The following is a 25,268-nucleotide window of genomic DNA, read 5'->3' on the forward strand; positions in this document are numbered from 1 at the left end:
TCCTGCCTGAGCCATGACTAAATTCAATTTATAGACTAGCTTCAAGAGCTATATCTTTCGATCGGTAGTGGATAAGCTCAGTTAAAATTTCTGGCTATAGTAATGTAAGATAATTATCTGGATGATGTCTGGTTGATATCTATAACCTAAACAAAGTCTAAATTACTAAAGCTGAGAGTTGGGAAACTCCGGTGAAATTCCGGGACTGTGCCGCAGCTGTGATGGGATTACCCAAGTCAGAATGCCAACTCTCAGGATGTCCTCAAGACACACTCACCGTCTACTCCCTGCGTTGCACGGGGAAGGAGTTTTAAGTTTGGTTTCTGGATTTGCCACTTGTCCTGGCTTGTTTTATGCTACTCCCGCCGCAGATGGTATATTATCTCGCGTTAGAATACCAGGTGGAATTATTAGTAGTCAGCAATGCCGTGCGCTCGCAGATATAGCAGAACAGCACGGTGGCGGCTATATAGATGTGACTAATCGAGCTAATCTACAAGTTCGTGAAATTCGCACGGGGATAAATGCTGAGGTTCTGAAGTACCTCCAAAATATGGGATTGGGTTCTGACAATACTGTTGTAGACCAAATCCGCAATATTATGACCAGTCCAACTGCTGGTATCGATCCCCAGGAATTAATCGACACTCGCCCTTTTGTCCAAGGTTGGGATGATTATATTGCAGCACATCCGGCGCTTTCGGGACTGTCGGCCAAATTTAGCGTTTGCTTTGATGGTGGTGGGATAATTCAGGTGGGCGATCGCTTGAATGATATCGCCTTTGCAGCTGTCTTAGTTAAGGATAATGTTTACTTTCGCCTCTATCTCAGTGTCGGCGAGAAGGGTCAACCGCCCAGCGATACGGGAATTTTGTTACCACCAGAGGAATGTTTGCCCGTCTTGGCAGCTTTGGCAAATGTCTATTTAGCTTATAGTCATACTACGAGTAAACGGCGGCTACGTTTGAGAGAGTTATTAAATACTTTGGGTTGCGAAAATTATCTTCAGGAAGTTCAACAGCGTCTACCTTTTTCTCTTTTATGCAGTGAAATAAGAAAAGACCTACTCCACCAGCAAGGCAAAGAAGAGAAATATCAGCATATTGGCATCCATCCCCAACGTCAGCAAGGCTTATTTTACATTGGTGTCGTCTTGCCTCTTGGCCGATTGGAGAGCAGACAGATGCGCGGTTTAGCAGATTTAGCAGCAAAATACGGCAGTGGAACTCTCAGGCTAACCCCTTGGCAAAATTTGCTCCTTACAGATATTCCTCAGCAATGGGTTGCTGATGTCCAAAGTGAAATTGCTTTATTAGGATTAGATTCCTCTGCAACCAACGTCAAGGGTGGATTAGTTGCCTGTTCTGGAAAAAAGGGTTGCGCCGCTTCTGCTACGGATACCAAAAGTCATGCGTTGACATTAGCAGAGTATCTTGAAACTCGCATTACTCTCGATTACCCAGTTAATATCCACTTTACTGGCTGCGAAAAATCTTGTGCCCAACATAGCAAGAGTGATATTACTCTGCTTGGTGTCAGCATTGAAGCTGACAATGAAACTGTAGAAGGATATCACATTTATGTTGGTGAGAGCAACCAGAAATTCGGACGCGAACTATATCAATATGTAACTTTTGCCGAACTACCTGCATTAATAGAGCGGATGCTATATGTATATAAAATTCAACGCCTAAATTCTGATGAGTCCTTTGGGGAATTTGCTAATCGATATCCACCAGCACAATTACAGCAGTTATTTAATAAATACTTAGAAAATGGAACCACAGTTAACAATTCAAAATTCAAAATTCAAAATTCAAAATTAAAGACAATTTCAGACGGGGATTTAAACCCTGACTGAAACTAGGGCTACCTGTAGAGCTAGGGGTCTTAAACCCTTTTATTTACGATAAAAACAGATGATTGATTCCTCCCTTTCTCTGACTCTGTGTTCTCTGCGCCTCTGCGGTTAATTAAATTAGGTATTCTTCTATTGAAAAAGAAGTATCTATATTAACTAACAAATCAATCCAAAATCTAAAATCCCAAATTTAATGCCCGACTATATCCGAGATGCCAACGAAATTTACCGTAATTCCTTTGCAATCATCCGGTCAGAAGCGAACTTAGATGTGTTGCCACCGGATGTAGCAAAAGTTGCTGTGCGTCTAATTCATGCCTGTGGGATGACGGATATTGTCACTGACTTGGGATATTCACCAACAGCAATACAATCCGCAAGGGCAGCATTAGCCGCAGGAGCGCCAATTCTGTGCGATTGCCGGATGGTTGCCGATGGCGTTACCAGACGGCGGTTGTCTGCAAACAATCAAGTTATCTGTACTCTCAACGATCCAGAAGTGCCAGAACTTGCCCAGAGTATGGGTACTACAAGGTCGGCAGCAGCTTTAGAATTCTGGCGATCGCACCTAGAAAGCTCAGTAATCGCAATTGGCAATGCGCCCACGGCCCTGTTCAGACTGTTAGAAATGCTCGATGCAGGAGCGCCCAAACCTGCGATTATCTTGGGCTTTCCAGTGGGGTTTGTCGGTGCAGCAGAATCAAAAGCCGCATTGGCAGCAGACAGCAGAAATGTACCATTTTTAACCTTACACGGTCGGCGCGGTGGAAGTGCGATCGCGGCAGCAGCAGTTAACGCCCTGGCAACGGAGGAAGAATGAATATGCAACCCAAAGGTCGTCTCTATGGAATTGGTGTCGGCCCAGGCGATCCCGAACTATTGACCCTCAAAGCGCTGCGGTTATTACGTGCGGCTCCTGTGGTAGCCTATCAATCAGCCACAGATAAAGAAAGTATTGCTAGAGCGATCGTCGCGCAGTATCTTCCTGGCAATCAAATCGAGGTGCTATTTCACCTCCCCCGCGCTTTAGAACCAGAAAAAGCAAAGTCTATTTATGACCAGGAAATTGAACCAATTGCCGACCATTTAGCAGCCGGTCGAGATGTGGTGGTGCTATGTGAGGGCGATCCATTTTTCTATGGTTCATTTATGTACTTGTTCACACGGTTATGCGACCAGTACGAAACAGAAGTTGTCCCCGGAGTTTCCTCGCTGATGGCTTGTCCGGTAGCTTTGGGTGTACCTTTCACCTACTACACTGATATTCTCACAGTCTTACCAGCGCCATTGCCAGCAGAAGAACTGACTACACATCTGCTGATGACCGATGCAGCGGCAATTATGAAACTAGGTCGTCACTTTACTAAAGTACGAGATATCCTACATAAACTAGGGCTAGCATCACGGGCAAGATATATTGAGCGGGCATCAACATCACAGCAACGCATCATACCCCTGGATGAAGTTGATCCAGCCGAAGTACCCTATTTCTCGATGATTGTGATTCCAACTAAGAATCGACTATAAACCTACTTTTCTTTTTGGTAAAGGTATTGTTTAACCTATGATTTAGACTTTACCATAAAGAAATACTTCAAAAAAAGTTGATGCCTCCTAATAGCACCTTCACTCCTGATACGATCGCTGCTGGCTTTCATGCCCTGTCTGACCCCCTACGGATTAAGGTATTAGAACTGCTGCGCTCTCAAGAACTATGCGTGTGTGACCTGTGTGACCACCTGGAAACCACTCAGTCTAAACTGTCTTTTCACCTCAAAACCCTGAAAGAAGCGGGTTTAGTTCGCGCTCGTCAAGAAGGGCGCTGGATTTACTACAGCCTCAATCTGCCACAGTTTGTTGCCTTAGAGCAGTATTTAGCAGAATTCCGTCGCTTTAGCCCAATATTGCCTATTCGTACCCCCTGCGAGACTTAAAAATTCATCAATTTTTTTTGTAATGTTTTGTTTCCTTCTAGTTGTCTACGGATTTACAAATCAATTTTTTTTGAAATGATTGAGATATACTCTTTATAGAACTCACCGAATTTTAGATTTTCAATTTTGGATGTTGGATTGAATAATCTGAAATTCCTGCTCGAAGCTCCTGCATTCATGTATGGGGTTAATTGTAATGAACAAAAAGACTTTAAAACGCCTCTCCTTTATTGACCGCTTCCTAACCTTGTGGATTTTTTTAGCAATGGCTTTTGGTGTTGGTCTGGGTTATTTCTTTCCTGGAGTAGAAGCCTTTATCAACCAGTTCCAGGTAGGAGCAACCAATATACCGATCGCCATCGGGTTAATTCTGATGATGTATCCCCCCTTAGCCAAGGTGCGGTATGAAGAATTAGGGGATGTATTTCGCAACGGAAAAATTCTTGGTGTTTCACTAATTCAGAATTGGATCATTGGGCCAATTTTGATGTTTGCTCTGGCAGCTATTTTCTTACATAATTACCCAGAATACATGACGGGATTGATTTTGATTGGATTAGCTCGGTGTATTGCAATGGTAGTTGTGTGGAGTGACTTGGCAAGAGGTAATACAGAATATACAGCTGGATTGGTTGCCTTTAACAGCATCTTTCAAGTCATCTTTTATAGTCCTTATGCCTGGTTTTTCATTACTGTACTGCCGCCACTATTTGGGTTACAAGGCAGTGTTGTTAATGTCAGCATTGCTGAGATTGCCAAAAGTGTGTTTATCTATCTTGGTATTCCCTTTTTAGCTGGATTTTTTACTCGTTACTTCTTAGTAAAAGTGAAAAGTAAGCAGTGGTATCACGAGGAATTTGTGCCTAAAATCAGCCCGATCACACTGATTGCTCTGTTATTTACAATCGTCGTTATGTTCAGCTTGAAAGGGAATTTGATTGTTCAGATCCCCTTAGATGTGGTGAAGATTGCAATTCCGTTAATCGTCTACTTCATCATCATGTTTTTGGTCAGCTTTTACATGGCTTGGCGCGTTAAAACAGACTATTCTAGAGCCGCAAGTGTCGCGTTTACATCGGCAGGAAATAATTTTGAACTAGCGATCGCAGTGGCGATCGCAGTGTTTGGTATTAATTCGGGTGTTGCTTTTGCTGCCGTCGTCGGGCCTCTTGTCGAAGTGCCTGTATTAATTGCTCTTGTTAATCTTGCTTTCTGGTTTGAAAAACATTATTTTTCGCCATCAGAATCGAGAACTTTATAAATTTAGCCACATTATTCGGAGGAACTGAACGATGAAACGTGTGATGTTTGTCTGCAAAAAGAATTCTGCCCGTTCCCAAATGGCGGAAGGTTTTGCCAAAACTCTTGGTAAAGGAAAGATTGAAGTGATTAGTTCTGGGTTAGAAGCAAGTCAGGTCAGACCAGAAGCGATCGCTACAATGAAAGAAATTGGTATTGATATTACCGATCAACACTCCAAACCCCTAAGTGATTTCCAAGCGCAAGACTTTGATGTAGTGATTTCTTTGTGTGGCTGTGGCGTGAATTTGCCGCCGGAGTGGGTTGTGCGGGAAGTATTTGAAGACTGGCACTTAGACGATCCAGCAGAACAACCGGAAATTTTTCCTAGAGTCCGCGATGAGATTAAAGAACGGGTAATTCAACTAATTGAGTATACAGAAAATCCAAAATAGAATAATCTCCTGGTTGAATCTGCCAGGAGAGTTGAAAAAAATGGATTCATCTTTACAAGCGTTGTAGCAGGCTCAAACCGTGGCTATCAGTACCACAGGTATTGAAAAGAAAGTATTCATCAGCTAACTTTTGCACTTGTTCTGATTCCAAAGTGCTGGGTTTCCAGGGGTTAGGGTTATTGTAAGCGTAGAAAGTTTCCACACCATCGATCCCCTTTTGCGCCGCAGCCGGAATTAAATCGAAAAGCGATCGCTTGTAACGAGCTGGATGAGCCAGAACTGCCAATCCCCCAGCTTCATGAATAGCGGCAATCACGTTACTTGCCTGATATTCTTGACCTGTAGTCGCCCTTCTTTGTAGATAGGGTTTCATACTAGGGTGTTCTGTTGCAAAAGAGTAAGCCAAAATGTGAACTTCTATATTTAAAAGGTTGGCATTGATTTCTACGCCACTCCACAGGTGAGGAGTGGTTGCATTAGGATTATTCCACTTCCAGTCTTCTAACCAAGCAAGGGCCGCTTGATAGCCGATAATACCATGATGATCGGTGATGGCTAACCCTTTTAGCCCAATAGCGATCGCCTGCTCGATCAATGCACTTGGCTGCAACCTTCCATCCGAGTGAACAGTGTGCATGTGAAAGTTGAATAGCCTTGGACAACTATGTGCATCAATGTTACGAAATACTTGCTTCAAAAGTTCTGCCGAAGCTGTAGTACGGGCCAAATTTACAACCATAACCCCCTCTGAAGAAAAATATATTTTCTTAACACACCAAAACGCCACATCTCTAGATGAGAAAGAACCAACACTAAAAATTAGTAACGGCTGCTACTTTCTCAGCTTTCTCAGCAAATTTTTCAATATGTTAAGACTACGTTAGCAAATCTTAATCTCAGTAGTCATGGGTACTTTGAACTACTTCAATTTTAAGTAGTAGTAAATATTACATCCAAGATTTCATAAATATGCCTCTAGCATTTGTGGTAAATGACTTATAAAATAAAGGTTTAATAGAGTAATTATTTCTAATTAGCCTGAAATACAAATTTTTTCGCGTATAATAAGTATCATTTGTCTCAGTAATTACAGCTTTTTCTAATCAATAATGACTTTAGCGTAGGCATCGCCTAAGTGAGTCTACACTTCGAGAAAACTAGCGATCGCTTGCCGCCCATTATACCCCTCGCGCAATTCCAAAAGAATCTCCCTTCAAGGTGACTCCCAAGGGTTCTACCACTACCTCGCGGGAAAGATACGCTTCAACTCTTCCTGCAATCACAGCCGAAAGTTGATGTTCTCTTGCAAGCAAGACAATTCTCTCTGCATCCTGCTCTGACTCTGTATAGAATGCAAATCCTGCACCGTAATTGAACACTGAAAGCATCGTCTCGGCCCCGCCCTCAAGATGACTTTCAACAAATGTAAATATCTCTGGTACTGGGAGCATCGTTTCAATGACATACCGAAGCGGCTTCACCGACCTCATCAGCTTTTGCCAGCCATGACCAGTGATATTCTCCATCGCCGTGGGACGAATTCCCTTACTAAGCACGGTCTGTACAAGGGGCGTATAAAGATACGACGCAGCATTCATTGCTTCCCAGAACTCCTGCCCACTTGGAAGTTTTGTTCTATAACCATTAGGGAGCGACTCAGCAAGCTTTCGTAGTGGGGTAAAGCCGTTCTCATGGGGCCCCGAACTTTCGACGAGAACAATGGTATTGCCGGCATCCAGACGCGAGCTATCAATGGGAGCAACACCAGCCGGCATAACCCCAAAAACCGAGCCGGCGATGTCGAGCCGCCCTGGAATCATCTTAGTTTTTAGTTGAGGAGTTTCTCCTGAAAGATAGACACACCCCACTCGTTTGCATCCCTCAACGACTCCATCCAGAAACCCATCAAGGAAAGCGGGGGTAAAAATTATTTCAGGAGTACTCGACGGCAGATAAAGACCGAGAAGTATAGTTTGCATACCTGAAGTTGCAGCATCGTTCGTCAGACACGAGACGATCTTGATACCAATATTCCACCAGAATCGTCGAAGTTCTTCTTCGGAAAGGTCGTCAGGTCGAGTATCGTCTGCTGTGCCCAGTCCTTCAGGGACAAGTGTCATAGAAAGTTCTCTAGCCCCGGCCTCCAGAAACGGAGCAAGGTTGAGGCTGAAAGCGTTAGCACTTGCTCCCAGACCTGATGCGGGCACGATGCCATAAGCGCTTGCAAAGCCAAGTGTGCGTTTTGCAGCATCGATGAAGCGTCGTTTTGCAGCATCGAGAGTATCGTAATCGACTTGATCGAGAGCTTGAGCCATCAGGTTGCGTTTTAAGTTAGAAGTTAGGAATTAGGAGTTAAAAGTTAGGAAAACTCATAACTCCTCACTTTAAAATACCTCATCTTCAATACCACGCCACCATTCACCCAATTTCATTAAGTCTTGGTAAATATCTTCTAATTCTTTGGTATAAACATCATTTGTCAGGGTGGCTCGACGCTCTTGCAATTTTTTGAGACGCAGTTGTACCAATACCCAAGGTTTAGAGATGCTATTCGTTGCTTCGATGTATTGCGCTAGTTCTTTGCTATCCATATATTTTATATTTTGATTTTCATGTCACTACTTTTATTTAGGCGATGTCTGTCCCACTACTGGAAAACAGAAAAGGGAGAAATTAAAAAAAACTTCTCCCTTTCCTATTGGGCTTTCTGCTTCAACTTTTGTAAATTAACTTATTACTTCTACTTTACATAGTCTGGCACAAGCGGCGTAGACGTATTTAGCTTTGCCATTCTCAAAAGGTAAGAAGCAGTTTACTAAGAGGCATCGCACTCAGTTCAAAACCGAAATTAGTTAAGCTTTAGCCAAGTTTTCAGCAGCAAAGTCCCAGTTGGCCAAGTTTTCTAAGAAATTCTTGATGAACGCTGGACGGGCGTTTTTATAGTCAATGTAATAGGCGTGTTCCCAAACATCTAATGTTAGGAGTGCCTTCTGACCATGAGCTAGGGGATTTTCTGCATTTGGTGTTTTGATCACCTTCAGCGTACCACCATCATCGATCAGCCAAGACCATCCGCTGCCGAATTGAGTTGCAGCCGCGTTAGAGAACTCTTCTTTGAATTTGTCGAAGCTACCAAAATCTTTGTCAATTTTGGCTGCAAGTTCACCTGTGGGTGTGCCACCACCTTGTGGTTTCAAGGAATTCCAGAAGAAAGTGTGGTTCCAAACTTGGGCAGCGTTGTTGAAGATTCCTACCTTAGAGGAGTCTTTAAAGGAAGTTTTGATCACCTCTTCCAGAGACTTATCAGCAAGTTCTGTACCTTCAGTAAGTTTGTTGAGGTTGTCTACATAAGCTTTATGATGCTTGCCATAGTGATACTCGAAAGTTTCAGCTTTCATGCCATAAGGCTCTAGAGCATCCTTTTCAAAGGGTAGTGGGGGCTGTACAAATGCCATTGTGTAAAATCCTCTCTTTACCGGTTTCCAGTTTTAAGCTATTGCAGAAGTTTGGAAAATTAATAGCTTTTATTTTTAGAGGTTTTATGTTTTTGATCTTGGAACATAAAACTTAACATCGTCATTCTACTACCAAAGTGAAGACGAAAACAAAGTACTTCGGTGATAAGTCAAATCACTAGGAATTCATGACTGTAAATAAAAATGGCTAATATTTCATAGCGAAAGGCCAATAATTAATTAGCATTTAGCAATTAAAGCTTTCATACTTCTACCTTTAGTAGGATTAATTGTAATATAATAAATCAGTCAAAAGCGAGATGAATTTAAGTATGAAATCATCTAAAATCCTTAAGACAGAGCTTGATTTTAAATAGATATAGATAGATATAGATAATAGTCAAATTATATATTTTTGTTTTTAAATACAGTTTTAAGGATGGTAAATGAATAATCACTCACTCACCACCCTTTGAAACTAAAAAACTAACAGCAAATAGCAGTAATTAACACTGAGATAAACGCTGTTGGTAATAGTTAACGATTTGTGCCGTGACTTCAGACACGTCCAAACCATCAGTTTGCACTTCGATCGCATCTGCTGCTTTTTGCAAAGGCGAAACTTTGCGTGTACTATCTTTCCAGTCACGTTCGGCAATGTCGTGTTCCAGCTGCTCTAAGCTCACTTCGGGTTGACCTTGGATGTTAAAGTCTTGCTGGCGGCGACGGGCGCGTTCACTTACAGAAGCGGTTAAGAAGATTTTTACTTCGGCATCGGGAAATACGTGAGTACCAATATCCCGACCTTCAGCAACTAAACCACCTCTTTTACCCCAACTTTGCTGTTGTTTAACCAGTGCTTGACGGACTGCGCTTTGTGCCGCGATCGCCGATACTTGAGATGTTACCTCAATGGTGCGAATTACCTGGGTAACATCAGTGCCATCAATCCAAACCCGCACGGACGATTGTAAATCCTGGGTGGGAGTAAGTTCAATTTTACACTGGTTAGTTAATTCGGCGATCGCACACTCATCGTCAATAGCAATACCCTTTTGCAGTACTAACCAAGTGACAGCACGGTACATCGCTCCTGTATCTAAATACACTAAACTCAGGTTTGCTGCCACTTGCCGCGCCACTGTGGATTTTCCAGCACCAGCTGGGCCATCAATAGCGATAATGGGTTGACGATCGCGCAATATGATATTGTCAATCAAACGTGTAGCACCAAGACGAGCTGCGATCGCCAACATTCCTTCCTCCTCAACTTTTTCTAAAGACATCAACGTAGTCGGTTCAACCAATTCAATATATTCCACTCTTACCGTGCTGACCATTGCCACTTCTTGCTGTACCACTGCTATCAACTTGTTACTATTGCGATCGCCTGCAATGAATGCAGCCTCAGCTCGTCGCAAGCCCCGATATAACACCGCTGCTTCCTCTTTTGCCGTTGCCGTCAAATATTGATTGCGAGAACTGAAGGCAAGACCCGACGCTTCCCGTACTGTTGGACAAGCAACAATTTCTACTGGCAAATTTAAGTCAGCCACTAAGCGTTTAATAATTGCTAGTTGCTGACCATCCTTTTCACCAAAGTAGGCACGGTCAGGCTGTACCAAGTTGAAAAGTTTGGTAACAATCGTAGCGACACCCTGAAAGTGACCTTGCCGAGAACGACCACACAAGCCTGTTATCATAGCAGATGGGGGGATAACTTGTGTAACCTTTGATTCTTGTACACTCTTCTGAGGAACTGCCATTTCTTCCGGAGTCGGTGCAAAAATGGCATCTACCCCAGCTTGTTCGCAAAATTGTTGGTCTTGCTCTAAAGTGCGAGGATAGCGTTGATAATCCTCGTTAGGAGCAAATTGCAGGGGATTGACGAAAATACTCACAATCACCGTAGAATTTTCGTGCCGCGCCCGTTGGATTAAGCTTAAATGACCTTGATGCAAATTTCCCATCGTTGGCACCAGACCGACTGCCGTCTGATACCAAGCAGTCATCTCATCTAATCTCAGATCCTCAGTAACTGCAATCAGCTCGTTTTCTGAGCAGTGTTTAGTTAAATAGCAGCGTAAAGCTGCGACTGTTGTCAGCAGGCGCACAAAAATACCCCTAGTTCTTATCGATCCCTCCCCCGTTAGTTTATATCCGAAATAGAGGGAAGAGTTGATTTAACTAGGGGAATTAAGTGATACGGAACTGGGATTGGAAATTGGGGATTGGGGATTGGGCATTGGGGATTAGTACTAGACAAAGGAGAGACTTCTTCAATAATTCTTGCTTCTCCCCCTAGCCCTAGTCCCCAGTCACCAGTCCCCAGTCCCTAATAATTATTTCCCCAAAACTTCAATATGTACTGGTGCAACACCACTGCCCATCATTCCCAAAATCCGAGCTGCGCCAGCAGACAGGTCAATGATTCGACCGCGAATGTATGGGCCTCGGTCATTAATCCGCACTATCACACAACGACCGTTACGGGTGTTAGTTACACGCACTTGCGTACCAAAGGGTAAGCTGCGATGGGCGGCAGTCATTCCTTCTGGATTAAATCTCTGACCGCTAGCAGTACGATTACCAGAACCGTCATAGCCGTAATAAGAAGCCATGCCTATCAAGGTAGCTTGCACTACTCCGACGGCAATCTGTTGAGGCAGCTTTGGTATTGATACTGGTTGACGCACTGGCAAATTCGCAATTTCTTTTAGGGGAGATGCATTGCCTAGTAGTCTCCGTAGGCGATTGGTTGCTTGCAATGCATCTTCCGCTAGATCGTTGGTAGTACCTGCTAATCGCGTATCTTCGTTGATTTCTACCAACTCTTCGTCATTAATTTTGATTACATAGCGATCGCCATCTTGTTGGGCAGGGACGCTTTTGTTTTGCGCTTGATTAGCAGTAGATTTTTCCCCAGCTTTCCAACTAACGGTAATCTTACTCCCGTCCACATTTTCCCGATTCAACTGGTTGATCTTAGCTGCTATTACACTAGCTATTTGAACCGGGTCATCATCAGCGGAGTTAATCTGGTTACTCGCATCTGTTAGGTTCCCAGTATTTAATACATTTGATGAATTGCTAGTAATAAGGGCGTACCCTTGTACGCCCCCAGTATTGTCAATTGCACCAACTTTTTTAGTTTCAAGATTCGTATTTGATACAGAACTTAAAAAGGTGAGAACAGGTATATTTCTGATAAAAAGGGTTGCCGCCTTACGTCCTCTAATGTTGTGAGGATGAATTTCTGTAATCACAGCATCCAAGGTTTGTTTCCCTGCTGTTGATTGGTACTCTCCCACCTTAACGACATCAGGGGCGGGTGATTTTTGGGATGCTAGCGCATTTCCCTTGATGGTTTGAGTGCAACCGACTGAGGGTACTCCCAAAACAGCCATAAACAGGGCAACAATAGTCCACAAATGTCTTTGATTCATGCGTCCGTTTTTGAAAGCGACTGTAGAACTTAAGTTTTATAACTTGCGGGATTTTTCACTAATGAAAGTGATTTCCCTATTTGAAAAACTCGAACTCATTCCGTTTTCACTTTGTTCTTTATAACTGCAACAGACTAACACGAACCTTTTGGCTTGGGGATCAGGGTTTTAGCGTAACTATTGCCCGCTTTCTCAAATTCCAATTCCAATTTGAAGGGCGAAACCTTTCTCAAAAGCGGACTTTGGCTATGTAACGCTTTTTTGTGTAAGTCAAAAATTTCTTCAAAAAATTTTATGTTTATTTCACGCCAAAGTGACGATACCCTATTCACATCGGTTGTAAAGGCTCGCAACTATTCGTGTATTCTAGATTACATGGTTTTTTGCTATTTGCTCTCAGCATATAATATAACTTTAATTAAATAGCATCGGCATAAATACCGGAAATTATTTATTTAAGGAAATATTTAGATTTAACTATGAATAAGTCGTGATAAGAGTTACATCTTAAATAATTATGCAAATTAGTTTGAGTCTAATATCTTTTTTCAAAGTTTTTTCTACTTGCATCAATCATTACTTTGATTCTCCACAACTAGACTAATATTAGTGATAAATATAACTTGATATCACAGTATTGCTGAGTATAAAAAAAAGGGCAATACTCAAGTCAATATTTTTCAGGATTAATGACTTAAAAATTAAGAAAACTTTGCGATCGCTTAGATAACAGATATTGTAAGTAATATATATTACAGCACATTTTTTTTAACCTCAGTAATTACTCAAGTATGATTTTTGAGAGCAAACTGTTTTTGACAAAATCTTTGTAGCTGTAGGGATGTACAGCTGCACCCCTTCTATATATAGTAGGTATTTTGGGAAATGCCATCAGCCTAATGACAAATCAAGGAGATTTAGAAATAGAACCATCGCCATTAAAAGCTGTTCTCAACGAGTTGCATTCCCAGTACAAGTCATTGGGGGAGGGTGCAGTCGCAAAATACATTCCTGAACTGGCAAAGGCAAACCCGGATTTGTTCAGCATTTGCATTGTGACAGTAGATGGTCAGGTTTACAAAGTTGGGGACTACGAACAACTTTTTACTATTCAGTCAATTTCTAAGGTGTTTGCTTATGGACTTGCCTTAGAAGATCATGGACTGGATTATGTTTTAACTAGAGTTGGCGTGGAACCGACGGGGGATGCATTCAACGCGATTATTTTGGATGAGCAATCGAAGCGACCTTATAATCCAATGGTAAATGCAGGGGCGATCGCCACCACTAGCTTAATCAAAGGTTCCGGCCCTACCGAACGCCTCAACCGAATGCTGGATATGTTTCGCCGATATATTGGGCACGACGTATTCGTTGACATTTCAGTTTTTACCTCAGAACGCAGTACAGGACATCGTAACCGCGCAATGGCGCATTTAATGCTCAACTTTGGCATGATTGACCGAAACATTGAAGAGGCGCTGGATCTTTATTTCCAGCAGTGTGCTGTGATGGTGAATTGTCAAGACTTAGCGGTGATGGCGGCTACGCTTGCGAACAGAGGTATTAACCCCATCACCAAAGAACAGGCGGTAGATAAGCGTTACATTAAAGATATTCTGAGTGTTATGTATACCTGCGGGATGTACAACTTTGCAGGTGAGTGGGCTTATAAAATTGGGATTCCGGCGAAAAGCGGTATTTGTGGTGGGATTATTGCGGTTGTACCCAATAAGATAGGCATTGGAGTTTTTTCACCCTTGTTGGATGTGCGTGGTAATAGTGTGCGGGGGGTAAAGGTTTGTGAAGAACTTTCCCAACGGTTAGGTTTACATCTATTTGATTGTTCAGGTCAAGAGTGAATTGCAAGGCATTGGGTAGAGGGGAGAATAAATACTGTCTCCCAACTCCCAACTCATCACGGGCTAAACCCTAGCTATCCGCTAACAGCAGGAGTTAAACGCTCTACTACCGCTAGCACTCAGAACTCTTCTGCTTGCGGTAGTGGGAAAATTTCACCAGCTAAGTAAGCTTGAAAGTGCTTTTGGAAGTACAGCCAGGAAGTCATATCTTCCCCATCTATCAATGCTTTTGGAGCTTGTTTATATAAAGGAATACGGTTATTAATTTCGTCTTGCAGCACTGGGGGGAGTTCTGTTAAACCATTGACTTTACTGCCAACAGCACTATAGATAAGTTGACCGGGGCGATCGCCCATTTTCATCCAGGGAAGCCATTGACCAATCCGATCCCAACTCAGTTTGAGTTGAGAAACTGATTTAAGTGCTGGGTTGAATAAATCTGCGGTTGGCACTGTTAATTTAAACAATTCCGCTGCCTGATAAATTGGATTTGGGCTGTATTCGGCAAATTTGCGATCGTCTACTAAGGGATTGGGGTAATAAGGAAATATATCAAAAACGAAGGTTGTACTGTCACCATCTACTTGTGCGGGGAAATTTCCCTCAAACTTTCCCTGTACAGGATTATTGGCAACGTGAATCACCGGAACTGTCTCGCCTGTCCAAGGATTTTCCCATTTGGGTAAGATTTCATCTGTTTTGGGGTTGAGGTAGTAAGTCAATTCCCTAGAAGTAAAATCCCAGCTACCTTCTGTTGTGGGAATACATCGGCTAACGCTCAATCCCAGCATCTTAAACAGGAGTTGTCTTTTTTCACCGGGGATAAAGGCGTAAATTTTACCTTTCCAAATCAGGAAAGTCGATTCGGTAGGGTCGAGAGAAGAACGAGTTTTAACCCAGTGCTGGGCTTCAAGTTCTTGGATTTGGGCAACCATCTAAAGCATCCTTCGTATTTGGATAACAAAAGGATAAGCTAACCAGCATTCAAGTTGCATCTTTAGAAGTTAAAAGGTAGGGGAGAGGTATAAGAAATATATTTTGAACTCTATTAATGAGTCTTTGATACTCGTGAATGAGTCTTTGAAATCTGTTAACGAGTCTTTGATACTCATGAAGAAGCATAAAAACTCTACTCTTTTGCTCAATCCCCAATACCCCATGCCTTTATCAATTAAACTGGTTCAGAAAGTTGCTCATCCAGACGGCGAAACAGAAACAGCCAAAGCGGTAGAGAACTATTAATCGCAATTAGTCGCACCAAATGACCAGTTGTGACAATTTCAACATTATGATTCAATGCCAGGGAAACCAGGATCATTTCTGCCGATCCTCCTGGTGCTGTGACTAACAGACAGGTTAACCAGTCCCAAGAGGTTAATTGCATCGCAAGTATAGCAGCGATCGCTCCGGCTACAAGAGTCATCCCTACAGACATTAAGGCATAGGCGACAGTCCGCTTTCTAAAGTTGGGTTTGTCTCCCCAATATTCACCAATAGTAATTCCCAGGATCATTTGACCCAATAAGTTAATTAAAGGCGGCGGACTAAAGCTAATATCACCCACAAAAGGCAGCCAATGTAGCAAAGGATTAAACCCAATCCCAATCAACAATGCACCAAAGAAATCGCCAGCAGGAATTTTAAATAATATAGCTGGATAAACTACTAATCCAGTGATTAGGAGTACTAACAAGAGTAATTCTAGTTGAGATGGATCGAAATTGAGCCAAGCAGCGTTGATTGGGAGTGTTTGCAGATAATAATTACCAGCTGATGTCCTAGCGATGAAGGGAATTAGAACAACTACAGAGGTGACACGAATCGCCTGAACTAGGGCAACCAAGCTAACATTTTTATTGTAATCGGCAGCGATCGCTGCCATAATTCCTACACCACCAGGAACTGTAGCCAGCATTGCTGTAAGCAGATTGATTTTGCTGACGCGGGAATAAATGTAACCAATACAGCTTCCACTCAGCAGCAAAAACAAGGTAAGAAAAATAAATATGGGAATACTAGAAGCAACACTCGCTAGATTAGCATGAGTATTGGAAGCGCCAACAGTTAAGCCTACAAGTGCCATTCCGACTTTTCTAGCAGTACGGTTAGGTTGGGGGGAATATTGATAAAAAATTCGACACCCTTGGAGAACTAATGTACCAGCCGCAATCCCACCAAATATCCAGGCAATCCTGCCAATTTGGAACTTTGCCAGGAGTAAACCCAGAGGTAATGCCAGAAGCATTTCCAAGGTAAGGACAATTAGTTGCTTTTTAAATAGCTGTTGTTTGGTAACAACAAGATTTTCATGAGTGTGTTTTTCCAGGCTGGGAGTACCACTTAGACTTTGGTTCATCGATACTAAGCTTTTTTTTAAGTCTAAGCTATAGGTGCGAAAGTGGATCTCCAGCGATGCGATCGCCCATTACACATTACCAGAAATAAGCAAAATGTTACAGGTGTAGGGTTTGGTTCTACTAGTGAGTTTATTTTAGATTTAAATTTAAGTCAGGTTTGTTAGCTCACCTCTTGCACCAGACAATTAAAATAGTGTTAGAGATATTCCACATCCACGGACAACATTAAATATATGAACACAACTCCCTCTAAAAGAGAAACAGATGAAATACTCAAGTGGTTAAATCGTAACCGCCAGATGTTATTAGATTTGTATAAAAATCAATATATCGCTTACAATGCAAATGGAATAATTGCTCACTGCGAAAACTTACGCGAAGTTTTAGCATTAGCTAATGCTGCAAAACAGCCTTTTTTAATTTACCTAGTTCCGCGTCGCACTGCTTCTATAGAACTAAATTTTACCAATTCGCTTCCGCACCGTCGCTCACCATAATTGTCAACCAAATTATAGGGTTATTTTAAAACACGGAGATATAGAATCTAATACAACAATGTTAGTAGATTCTGGTGCGGAATTAAGTTTAATTTCATTAAAAGTTGGTCAAGATTTAGGCTATGCTTTAGCTGATTCAGAATCAACTTTGTTGGCAGAAACGATAGGTGGCAGAGTTGAGTACGTTTTACGCAATGTCGAAATGACAATTGATGAACACAATCTGATTACTCCTGTAGCATGGTTACAAACCAATACAGGCGGAGAACAATTGCTTTTAGGGCGAGAAGTTGTATTTGATAAATTTAATATTGAATTTAGGCAGGCTGAGGAGCAAATTATTTTTACATGGCGTGAGATTTGAAGTTATAAAAAACGGGCTAACCGGAAACAACATCTATAAAACACCATTGGTTGTGTACATCACAATATGTGGAAAATTTATTGATTCAATACCGATGACCCAAAAACCATTTTCTGTCCAACCATCAAGAAATGCTGCAAACTTTAGCCCATATTCATTTTCAAAAGGAATATCAAATCGTTGCTTAATAGAAGCATGGAATAATCGATAACGCCAATTCGCGTCCATGCTGATGTCGTATCTCAGCTCACTGACAATCTCCCAGGCAATTTCTTGAAGGGGAATACCTGGTGATATCGATAATTGAGTGATCGGGAACTCCTCGTCAGCCCAAAAGCTAAAAGCTCCTAACCCACGCTGTGTCGGTTTCCACCCGCGTTTTAAAGCTAACAAAATAACTGATTTCACCAGAGAAGGACTGATTGAACGTTGCTGTACGAAACAACGCCAATTTCCAGCTTCATCATGAACGTAAGTATTATGGTATTTGAATCCGGCAATCAGTCGCTGTCCTTGAGTATTCTTTTGCTCAACGATTAGCCACATATAGCCACTATCAGGTGAAACAACCCACTTATAAGTTGTTTCATGTACAGAGATTGTCCGTGTTCCTTTTTTAGGAAGCCCCATTCATTCTTTGAGTGCTTTGTATATCTAGGCCATGCAGATTAAATAAATGCAACAGGTCTGCCAAGCTTATTATCTGTGCCAAGACTGATAAAAAATCAGGACTGAGAAATATATCTCAGTCCCGATAAAAAAGCGGGCTAACCGCTATTTATATGGTTAACCCGTGCAGCTTTGGGAACGCGCAGAGAAATTGTTATTGCAATACCAACTTCACATTGGCGTTTTGCAGACCGCGCTGTTTCACTTCAGCCAAAGTTTTGTTTACAGCATACTTTTGGTTGATTGAGTTGATCAACTCGGTTTGGTTGTGCTTCTTAGCAACGCCCCACAGGTCAGCGATTAGGTCAAAAGAACCATCGCCATTGCGAGACCAGCCGAGGTCATATTCGCCTTCCAACACGGCAACGATGTCAGAACGGACACGCTGACCGTTATAACCACGGACATCAGCTTCAGTCTTTACGCTGATACCGAGGTCGCGCAAGGAAGCCTTGAGGATTTCGGCATCGGTGATTTTGGTACGCAGGGTGCTAAAGTGAGACATTTGGGTTTCCTCCAATGAGAAGATTGAGAAAAACGACAACGGTTTGTTTTGGGCGAAGCCGCGCTTAACAGGATGCGGCTTTTCTTATAACTGCTAGCATTTTCTGCTAGCCTTTCCCCCTGGGATGGCAGAGGAAAGCTTTTAAAACTCCATTCGCTGATATTCAGCTACGGAGGATGCTGCGGGGCGTGCGCGCTGTCTGGCCCAATCTCTCAGAGCCGTTACTTGTTCTTGCATCGTTCGAGACAGCGGCAAGGTTGCCTTCAGTGCAGCAATAATATCTAGTTGGGTGAACTCCCGATCTTGGGCAAAAGCTTCATACATTGCCGCAACGATCGCTTGCTCAACTTCTGCCCCAGAAAAGCCATCAGACATCTTGGCTAATTGCTCAAGATCAAATCGAGATATGTCTTCACGGCGTTTGGTCAGATGAATATTGAAAATCTGCTGCCGTTCTTCCGGTGTTGGCAGATCGACAAAGAAAATTTCATCAAAGCGTCCTTTCCTCAAGAACTCGCCAGGTAAGCGTTCTACTCTATTGGCTGTTGCCATCACAAACACTGGTGATTTCTTATCTTGCATCCAGGTTAGGAAAGAGCCGAAGATTCTACTTGAAGTCCCCCCATCAGAATCAGAGGAACCTCCACTACCAGCAAAGGATTTATCTAATTCATCGATAAACAAAATCGCTGGGGAAATAGATTCTGCTGTTTTCAGGGCGTTCCGCAGATTTGCTTCGCTTCGTCCCACCATTGAGCCGTCGTAGACTCGCCCCATATCTAACCGCAACAGTGGTAAACCCCACAGCCGGGAAGTAGTTTTAGCAATTAATGACTTACCGCAACCGGGAACTCCTAAAATTAACATTCCCTTTGGTTGAGGCAAACCATACTCTCTTGCCCTTTCTGTAAAAGCGTTAGAGCGTTGCTTGAGCCATCTTTTTAACTCTTCTAAGCCACCTACAGCATCAATAGTTTCATCTTCTTCAATGTATTCTAAGATGCCATTGCGCCGAATGAGTTGCTTTTTCTCAGATAAAACGATGTCTACTTCATCTTCCGTTAAACGCTCTTTAGTTACCTGTGCCTTACGGTAGACTTTCTCAGCTTCATCTTTAGTTAGACCTAAAGCAGCTCTGAGAAGTTTTTCTCTGGCTTCTGTTGTCAGTCGCCGACCACGATTTTGCTCTATATGGTGAGTTAAGACTTTATTCAACTCAGCCATATCTGGCAATGTAAAGTCGAGAACAACAACTTCTTTTTCCAGTTCTATAGGTACTTGTTGCATCGGAGACATCAAAATGATGTTCTTTTGCATACCTTTGAAACTAGCGATCGCATCACGTAACGATCTGTTAGTTGCAGGCGCATCTATAAAGGGATGTAAATCTTTAAGAATAAATATACTTGGTTCTTTCTGCCGGATGATCCACTCAATCGCCGCCTCTGGAGACACGGTATTATGCTGGGTGACATTCCGGGGTTGACCATACTCAACAATCCCGTGTGTTACTGTCCAAACAAATACTCGGCGCTGGGGCTTTAACAACTGGGCGATTGTGGAAATTGCTTGCTCGGCCCGCTCTTCCTCGGAGGTAACAAGGTAGATTAAAGGGTATTGAGCTTGAATTAGGATCTTGAGCTCTTCGTTCATACTTCGACCTACTTGAGACCTTATAGAGACAGTAGAGACATTGCTTCTGGTAAAGACAACCGAATCATTAATATCTATCTAGCAAGGAACTAACTCTTCCTCACCCTTGGGATTGGTTTCATCTTCATCCATCTCATCAAGAGAAAGATGCTCTTGACCAACTAGTCCTGGTTGATTGCCTAAAGCAACCAGTTCCCCATCACGTAAGACTAGCGAGCTGTCACAAGTGGGACATGAATAAACTCTATGAGTCCGCCCATAAGAAGAATCTTCTAACTCCTCAACCAATTCTTGATTGGATAGGTAAAAACCAAGGGCACGTTCGGCAAGTTCTGACATTGGCTCGGAATCGACTGCTGAACGAATCTTCAGTCTTCTGTGCAACTCTGGCGATAAATACAAAGTGACCTTTTGCTTAGTTTGCGTTTGCATATAACTCTTTAACGGTCTTACCCGGGTATGTATATCAAGTTATCGGTTCTTTTATTTCTTGTCAAGACGGCAAAACGTTTTAACGGCAGTTTCGTTACATTTATTTACATCATCTGTCTGAAATGCTATTTATTAATTGAGCGATAGATCCCTGACTACAAACCTCTCAGAATTAATCAGGACTTACGCACTCAAAACCCAAAACCTTGATGGAAATTAGCGATCAACCAATAATTGCCTGACTTGGCTTATTTTTTAATTATTTGGAGCGTAAGCGGATTAAAGTTGAACACCTTTCCGGTTGTAAACAACTGATATCCACAGGAGATGCCAGCGAATGACACTAGCATAGAAAAAAGTGACACTGAGCCGATTACAACACCACTGGCAATAAACAGAGCAATTCCTATCCCAATCAACACCCATCCCAGTTTCCGATTATCGCGCCCACCCCAATTCAGAGCTACTACACCTCCCATACACAGCAAAATTCCAGGTGTGCTACGTAAATAAACACTGACATAAATGCTTGTACTTAAAAATGTAATCCCTGCTAGGATTAGTCCTAAGCCAATAAGCTTACTGGCAAAGATTACTTGATTTTCCTCTTCTTTACCGATGGTAGGCACTGTAATTTTTGTTGGTGCGGAGTTTGGTGTGGAATTTTTTGTGGCAGATGCAGAGTGCTGCACCCTAAACATGAAAGTTATTTTGTCTCCCTGCCCAAACGAAACTCTGTCTCCAGGATGCAATGGACAAAAAACTTGAGGTTGAAGTTTCGCACCGTTAACATACGTACCATTAGAACTGCCCAAATCGGTGATATGGTATTCATCCCCATTCACCCAAATTTGCGCGTGGATGCGAGATACCACATCCGAATCTGGTAAGCCAGAAATATCAATATCTGGTGGTTTTTGGTCGTTTGGCTTACCGATGCAAATTACAGAAACATTTGGCGGAAATTGCAAAGATGTGTTGGTTTGGAAGTGAAAAAGCTCCAAAGTTGGGTCGGCTGTCTGAGATGCACTGTACATAATTTGTGTGATAAAGCACTCTTTACAAGCTTCTCTACTGAGAGATAAAAAGAGAATAGTAAATATCCTGAAAGAATATTTAATTTTTAATGAGCGCTCTTTCAGTGCAAGGTATTGATCTGAGTTTCTGGTATTTCTATAAAATCAGTGACTTTGGCAAAATGTGTAATGTAAATGGGTACTGCTAATAAAATTTGTAGTTTGGGGCGAAGAATTTATCGGTTTGCCGCCAGCGTTAGCGGAGTCATTGCGCTGTTCATAATCCTGTGGGGTTGTACTACAAATAATTTTAACGCCGGAGCGATCGCCTGGAAAACTTATAGCAACTCCCGTTATGGCTTTGAATTTCCATATCCAAGTAACTGGACTTCTTTAGCAGCCTCAGAAAATGGTGATGGAATTGCGTTTATTTCACCACAAAATAACTCAGTGGAAATTCGGGGGTGGGCAAGTCATCAGCTACCAAACGATCGAGAGTCCCTGAAAAAGATAAAATCCAACTTTCAGACTACCCAAGGAGTATCTGGGGTACTGATTGTAGAAGTTGATCGACAAGCAGGTTCGATGACACTGACACTAACCCAAAGTCAAGTGAAATACTATTTACAGGGACGAAGTAAGAGCCAAGAATTTCAAAATTACTATCGTTTGTTTTATTACATTGCCCAGCAGTATCGAATTTCAAAGTTTTAATGGGGTATTGGGCATTGGGCATGGGGCATTGGGCATTGGGCATGATTATTTCCCTTGTCCCCCTCATCTCCCCACTTCCCACTCCCCCAAAATCCACATCTCCTCCAGAATAATGATTAAGAGGGTACAGAAACCTGATAGATTTAGCTATCAGCGAGTAAAAACTGGTGAAGATGAAAGTCCTGGTTATTGGTGGTGATGGATATTGCGGTTGGGCAACTGCTCTTTACCTTTCCAATCGAGGTTATGAAGTTGGAATTTTAGATAGTTTGGTGCGGCGGCACTGGGATAATGAACTTGGTGTCGAAACTCTCACTCCGATCGCACTAATTCAACAACGTCTCCAGCGCTGGCAAGATTTGACGGGTAAATCTATCGACTTGTTCATCGGCGATATTACGAATTACGAATTTCTCCAGAAAACATTACATCAATTTCAGCCAAATGCCCTAGTGCATTTTGGCGAACAGCGTTCGGCCCCATTTTCCATGATTGACCGCGAACACGCAGTTCTCACCCAAGTCAATAATGTAGTTGGTACGTTGAACTTACTGTACGCCATGCGGGAAGATTTCCCGGACTGTCATTTGGTGAAGCTGGGGACGATGGGGGAATACGGTACACCCAACATTGATATAGAAGAAGGGTATATCACCATTGAACACAATGGACGCAAGGATACCCTACCTTATCCCAAGCAACCCGGTTCAATGTACCATTTAAGCAAAGTCCATGATAGTCATAACATCCACTTTGCTTGCCGGATTTGGGGATTGCGGGCAACGGATTTAAATCAGGGTGTAGTTTATGGCGTCTTAACCGAAGAGACGGGGATAGACGAATTATTGATTAATCGGCTGGATTACGATGGTGTGTTTGGTACAGCACTGAACCGCTTTTGTATTCAAGCAGCGATCGGACACCCGTTAACCGTTTATGGTAAAGGTGGGCAAACTCGCGGATTTTTGGATATTCGGGATACAGTAAGATGTGTAGAATTAGCGATCGCTAACCCTGCCCAATCAGGTGAATTCCGCGTATTTAACCAATTTACCGAACAATTTAGCGTCGGCGACTTGGCATTGATGGTAAAAAAAGCTGGTAACGCTATGGGATTGAACGTAGAAATCAATCACCTAGATAATCCCAGAGTTGAAAAAGAAGAACATTACTTCAACGCTAAAAATACAAAATTGCTTGATTTAGGTTTACAGCCTCACCTGCTCTCTGATTCTCTCCTCGATTCTCTGTTAAACTTTGCTATCAAGTATCAGACGCGAGTCGATTGCAAACAAATTCTGCCTAAAGTCTCTTGGCACAGAAATTAGTGTAAACCCCAGTAAATCGTAGGTCTAAAATTGGTCGTCGTATTCTAGCACAATATGACGACTAACTAGTTATTATTTATCAGGCGTATCGTCCAGCTACTACTAAATTTGCCGTTTACTACAGTTATTTCGACTGTGAAGAGTTGATTACACCACGAGAGAGAGTTTACTCTGTGTTTGATACCGAAATGCAAGCAAAGCTGAGATTATCTGCCTGGACTGAATAGTTTTTTATGAGAATTGCCCTATTTACCGAAACCTTTTTACCCAAGGTTGACGGCATTGTAACGCGCCTGCGCCATACTGTCGATCATCTCCAGCGCAGTGGTAATCAAGTGTTAGTCATTGCCCCTGATGGAGGCATCACTGAACACAAAGGCGCTAAAGTTTACGGCGTTACTGGCTTTCCTCTACCATTGTATCCAGAATTGAAAATGGCATTACCCCGCCCAGCCATTGGTTACGCTTTAGAAGAGTTTAAGCCTGATATTATTCATGTCGTGAATCCAGCCGTTTTGGGTTTGTCTGGCATATTTTATAGCAAAATCCTCAAAATTCCCTTGGTCGCGTCTTACCATACCCATTTACCCCAATATCTCCAACATTACGGTTTGGGCATGTTGGAAAGTTTTCTTTGGGAACTGCTCAAAGGTGCTCATAATCAAGCAGCTTTAAATCTGTGTACCTCTACAGCAATGGTGGAGGAATTGACAGCACATGGTATTGAACGTGTAGATTTGTGGCAGCGCGGGGTGGATACGGAATTATTTCACCCCAATTTAGCTAGTGTAGAAATGCGATCGCGCTTATCACAAAATCATCCAGAAAGTCCATTGCTACTTTACGTTGGGCGACTTTCGGCTGAAAAAGAAATTGAGCGTATCAAACCAATCTTAGAAGCAATTCCCCAAGCGCGGTTGGCATTGGTTGGAGATGGGCCGCACCGTCAAGCATTGCAAAAACACTTTGCTGGCACAAACACTTATTTTGTTGGCTATCTTATGGGGCAAGAGTTAGGTTCTGCTTTTGCGAGTGCTGATGCCTTCATCTTTCCTTCCCGTACAGAAACACTAGGCTTAGTACTACTAGAAGCGATGGCTGCTGGCTGTCCCGTGGTAGCAGCCCGTTCTGGGGGGATTCCTGATATTGTGACAGATGGGGTAAATGGATATCTTTTTGAGCCAACAGCAGATGTTCAAGGGGCATTAGCTGCCACTGTTCGCCTGTTGGAACAAAAACAACAACGAGATATCATCCGCCAAAATGCTCGTCAGGAAGCAGAAAGTTGGGGTTGGGCAGCTGCCACCAAGCAGCTACAAGATTACTATCAAAAGGTGATATTTTCTGAACTGTTGGCAAAATAAGGGAGTGGGGAGATGAGGAGGAGCAGGGGGGCAGGGGGAGCAGGGGAAGAAGAACTATTATTGACCCATGCCCCATACCCAAAATATAAAATTTAAAATTCTCGTGACCGAAACAGA

The 25,268-nt window shown here is 42.6% G+C and carries 26 protein-coding genes and 1 riboswitch; of the genes, 13 read left to right on the forward strand and 13 right to left on the reverse strand.

Going from position 1 to position 25,268, the window contains the following annotated elements; genetic code table 11:
• Positions 1-171 precede the first annotated feature (171 nt).
• A riboswitch (adenosylcobalamin-variant (AdoCbl-variant) riboswitch) is annotated at positions 172-255 on the forward strand.
• A gap of 1 nt (position 256) precedes the next feature.
• The 6 genes from V7K41_RS03645 to arsC all read left to right on the forward strand — a co-directional run bounded on the left by V7K41_RS03645 (position 257) and on the right by arsC (position 5,489).
• Complete coding sequence (locus V7K41_RS03645) at positions 257-1,861, forward strand: NirA family protein (RefSeq protein WP_334845771.1); 1,605 nt, start codon at positions 257-259, stop codon at positions 1,859-1,861.
• Between the two features lie 193 nt (positions 1,862-2,054).
• A complete protein-coding gene (locus tag V7K41_RS03650) occupies positions 2,055-2,681 on the forward strand; it encodes a precorrin-8X methylmutase (protein ID WP_334845772.1) in 627 nt (208 codons plus the stop codon).
• A 2-nt stretch (positions 2,682-2,683) separates the two neighbouring features.
• On the forward strand, positions 2,684-3,388 hold the full coding sequence (locus V7K41_RS03655) for a precorrin-2 C(20)-methyltransferase (protein WP_334822650.1): 705 nt from the start codon (positions 2,684-2,686) through the stop codon (positions 3,386-3,388).
• 80 nt (positions 3,389-3,468) lie between these two features.
• Positions 3,469-3,795 (forward strand): ArsR/SmtB family transcription factor, encoded by a 327-nt coding sequence (locus V7K41_RS03660; RefSeq protein ID WP_334845773.1) that lies wholly within the window; start codon positions 3,469-3,471, stop codon positions 3,793-3,795.
• 196 nt (positions 3,796-3,991) lie between these two features.
• Positions 3,992-5,056 (forward strand): ACR3 family arsenite efflux transporter, encoded by a 1,065-nt coding sequence (arsB, locus tag V7K41_RS03665; protein WP_334845774.1) that lies wholly within the window; start codon positions 3,992-3,994, stop codon positions 5,054-5,056.
• A 31-nt stretch (positions 5,057-5,087) separates the two neighbouring features.
• Positions 5,088-5,489 (forward strand): arsenate reductase, glutathione/glutaredoxin type, encoded by a 402-nt coding sequence (arsC, locus tag V7K41_RS03670; RefSeq protein WP_334845775.1) that lies wholly within the window; start codon positions 5,088-5,090, stop codon positions 5,487-5,489.
• Positions 5,490-5,541: 52 nt separating this feature from the next.
• On the opposite strand, the gene V7K41_RS03675 is transcribed toward arsC, so the two are convergent.
• From V7K41_RS03675 to V7K41_RS03700, 6 genes are all read right to left on the reverse strand, one after another.
• Positions 5,542-6,228: a PHP domain-containing protein gene (locus V7K41_RS03675; protein WP_334845776.1), complete on the reverse strand. Its 687-nt coding sequence runs from the start codon at positions 6,226-6,228 to the stop codon at positions 5,542-5,544.
• Positions 6,229-6,667: 439 nt separating this feature from the next.
• The gene (locus V7K41_RS03680) at positions 6,668-7,804 is read right to left on the reverse strand and encodes an AIR synthase related protein (protein ID WP_334845777.1); all 1,137 of its coding nucleotides are present in this window, start codon (positions 7,802-7,804) and stop codon (positions 6,668-6,670) included.
• Between the two features lie 69 nt (positions 7,805-7,873).
• Entirely contained in the window at positions 7,874-8,080 is a 207-nt protein-coding gene (locus V7K41_RS03685) for a hypothetical protein (RefSeq protein ID WP_099099470.1), read from the reverse strand.
• A 261-nt stretch (positions 8,081-8,341) separates the two neighbouring features.
• On the reverse strand, positions 8,342-8,944 hold the full coding sequence (locus V7K41_RS03690) for a superoxide dismutase (RefSeq protein WP_334845778.1): 603 nt from the start codon (positions 8,942-8,944) through the stop codon (positions 8,342-8,344).
• Between the two features lie 506 nt (positions 8,945-9,450).
• A complete protein-coding gene (locus tag V7K41_RS03695; RefSeq protein WP_334845779.1) occupies positions 9,451-11,058 on the reverse strand; it encodes a bifunctional pantoate--beta-alanine ligase/(d)CMP kinase in 1,608 nt (535 codons plus the stop codon).
• Positions 11,059-11,286: 228 nt separating this feature from the next.
• On the reverse strand, positions 11,287-12,390 hold the full coding sequence (locus tag V7K41_RS03700) for a septal ring lytic transglycosylase RlpA family protein (protein ID WP_334845780.1): 1,104 nt from the start codon (positions 12,388-12,390) through the stop codon (positions 11,287-11,289).
• 890 nt (positions 12,391-13,280) lie between these two features.
• Here V7K41_RS03700 and glsA point away from each other — a divergent pair.
• Positions 13,281-14,252 (forward strand): glutaminase A, encoded by a 972-nt coding sequence (gene glsA, locus V7K41_RS03705; RefSeq protein WP_334845963.1) that lies wholly within the window; start codon positions 13,281-13,283, stop codon positions 14,250-14,252.
• Positions 14,253-14,371: 119 nt separating this feature from the next.
• Here the strand turns inward: glsA and V7K41_RS03710 are convergent, their stop codons facing one another.
• Both V7K41_RS03710 and V7K41_RS03715 read right to left on the reverse strand, forming a co-directional pair.
• On the reverse strand, positions 14,372-15,187 hold the full coding sequence (locus V7K41_RS03710; RefSeq protein WP_334845781.1) for a DUF1838 domain-containing protein: 816 nt from the start codon (positions 15,185-15,187) through the stop codon (positions 14,372-14,374).
• 236 nt (positions 15,188-15,423) lie between these two features.
• Positions 15,424-16,608, reverse strand: coding sequence for an AbrB family transcriptional regulator (locus tag V7K41_RS03715; RefSeq protein ID WP_334845782.1), 1,185 nt, complete (start codon positions 16,606-16,608; stop codon positions 15,424-15,426).
• A 42-nt stretch (positions 16,609-16,650) separates the two neighbouring features.
• Here V7K41_RS03715 and V7K41_RS03720 point away from each other — a divergent pair, with 42 nt between their 5' ends.
• The 3 genes from V7K41_RS03720 (at position 16,651) to V7K41_RS03730 (ending at position 17,470) form a co-directional block, all read left to right on the forward strand.
• Positions 16,651-16,773, forward strand: coding sequence for a hypothetical protein (locus tag V7K41_RS03720; RefSeq protein ID WP_334845783.1), 123 nt, complete (start codon positions 16,651-16,653; stop codon positions 16,771-16,773).
• Between the two features lie 69 nt (positions 16,774-16,842).
• Positions 16,843-17,106, forward strand: coding sequence for a DUF5678 domain-containing protein (locus tag V7K41_RS03725; RefSeq protein ID WP_334845784.1), 264 nt, complete (start codon positions 16,843-16,845; stop codon positions 17,104-17,106).
• Positions 17,107-17,164: 58 nt separating this feature from the next.
• Positions 17,165-17,470, forward strand: coding sequence for a retropepsin-like aspartic protease (locus V7K41_RS03730; protein WP_334845785.1), 306 nt, complete (start codon positions 17,165-17,167; stop codon positions 17,468-17,470).
• Positions 17,471-17,503: 33 nt separating this feature from the next.
• Here the strand turns inward: V7K41_RS03730 and V7K41_RS03735 are convergent, their stop codons facing one another.
• The 5 genes from V7K41_RS03735 to V7K41_RS03755 form a co-directional block, all read right to left on the reverse strand.
• A complete protein-coding gene (locus tag V7K41_RS03735; RefSeq protein WP_334845786.1) occupies positions 17,504-18,100 on the reverse strand; it encodes a hypothetical protein in 597 nt (198 codons plus the stop codon).
• Positions 18,101-18,293: 193 nt separating this feature from the next.
• Positions 18,294-18,644, reverse strand: coding sequence for a DUF1257 domain-containing protein (locus V7K41_RS03740; protein WP_094350625.1), 351 nt, complete (start codon positions 18,642-18,644; stop codon positions 18,294-18,296).
• 141 nt (positions 18,645-18,785) lie between these two features.
• On the reverse strand, positions 18,786-20,297 hold the full coding sequence (gene ycf46 / locus V7K41_RS03745; RefSeq protein ID WP_322729046.1) for a stress-responsive protein Ycf46: 1,512 nt from the start codon (positions 20,295-20,297) through the stop codon (positions 18,786-18,788).
• Between the two features lie 78 nt (positions 20,298-20,375).
• On the reverse strand, positions 20,376-20,729 hold the full coding sequence (locus V7K41_RS03750) for a hypothetical protein (RefSeq protein ID WP_334845787.1): 354 nt from the start codon (positions 20,727-20,729) through the stop codon (positions 20,376-20,378).
• A gap of 248 nt (positions 20,730-20,977) precedes the next feature.
• Complete coding sequence (locus V7K41_RS03755; protein WP_334845788.1) at positions 20,978-21,766, reverse strand: FHA domain-containing protein; 789 nt, start codon at positions 21,764-21,766, stop codon at positions 20,978-20,980.
• Positions 21,767-21,940: 174 nt separating this feature from the next.
• On the opposite strand from V7K41_RS03755, the gene V7K41_RS03760 reads away from it, so the two are divergent.
• The 3 genes from V7K41_RS03760 to V7K41_RS03770 all read left to right on the forward strand — a co-directional run bounded on the left by V7K41_RS03760 (position 21,941) and on the right by V7K41_RS03770 (position 25,151).
• Positions 21,941-22,459: a hypothetical protein gene (locus V7K41_RS03760; protein ID WP_334845789.1), complete on the forward strand. Its 519-nt coding sequence runs from the start codon at positions 21,941-21,943 to the stop codon at positions 22,457-22,459.
• Positions 22,460-22,632: 173 nt separating this feature from the next.
• On the forward strand, positions 22,633-23,787 hold the full coding sequence (locus V7K41_RS03765) for an NAD-dependent epimerase/dehydratase family protein (RefSeq protein ID WP_334845965.1): 1,155 nt from the start codon (positions 22,633-22,635) through the stop codon (positions 23,785-23,787).
• A gap of 233 nt (positions 23,788-24,020) precedes the next feature.
• Entirely contained in the window at positions 24,021-25,151 is a 1,131-nt protein-coding gene (locus V7K41_RS03770; protein WP_334845790.1) for a glycosyltransferase family 4 protein, read from the forward strand.
• Positions 25,152-25,268: the final 117 nt, after the last annotated feature.

Source organism: Nostoc sp., assembly GCF_036917415.1.
Taxonomy (GTDB): Bacteria; Cyanobacteriota; Cyanobacteriia; order Cyanobacteriales; family Nostocaceae; genus Nostoc.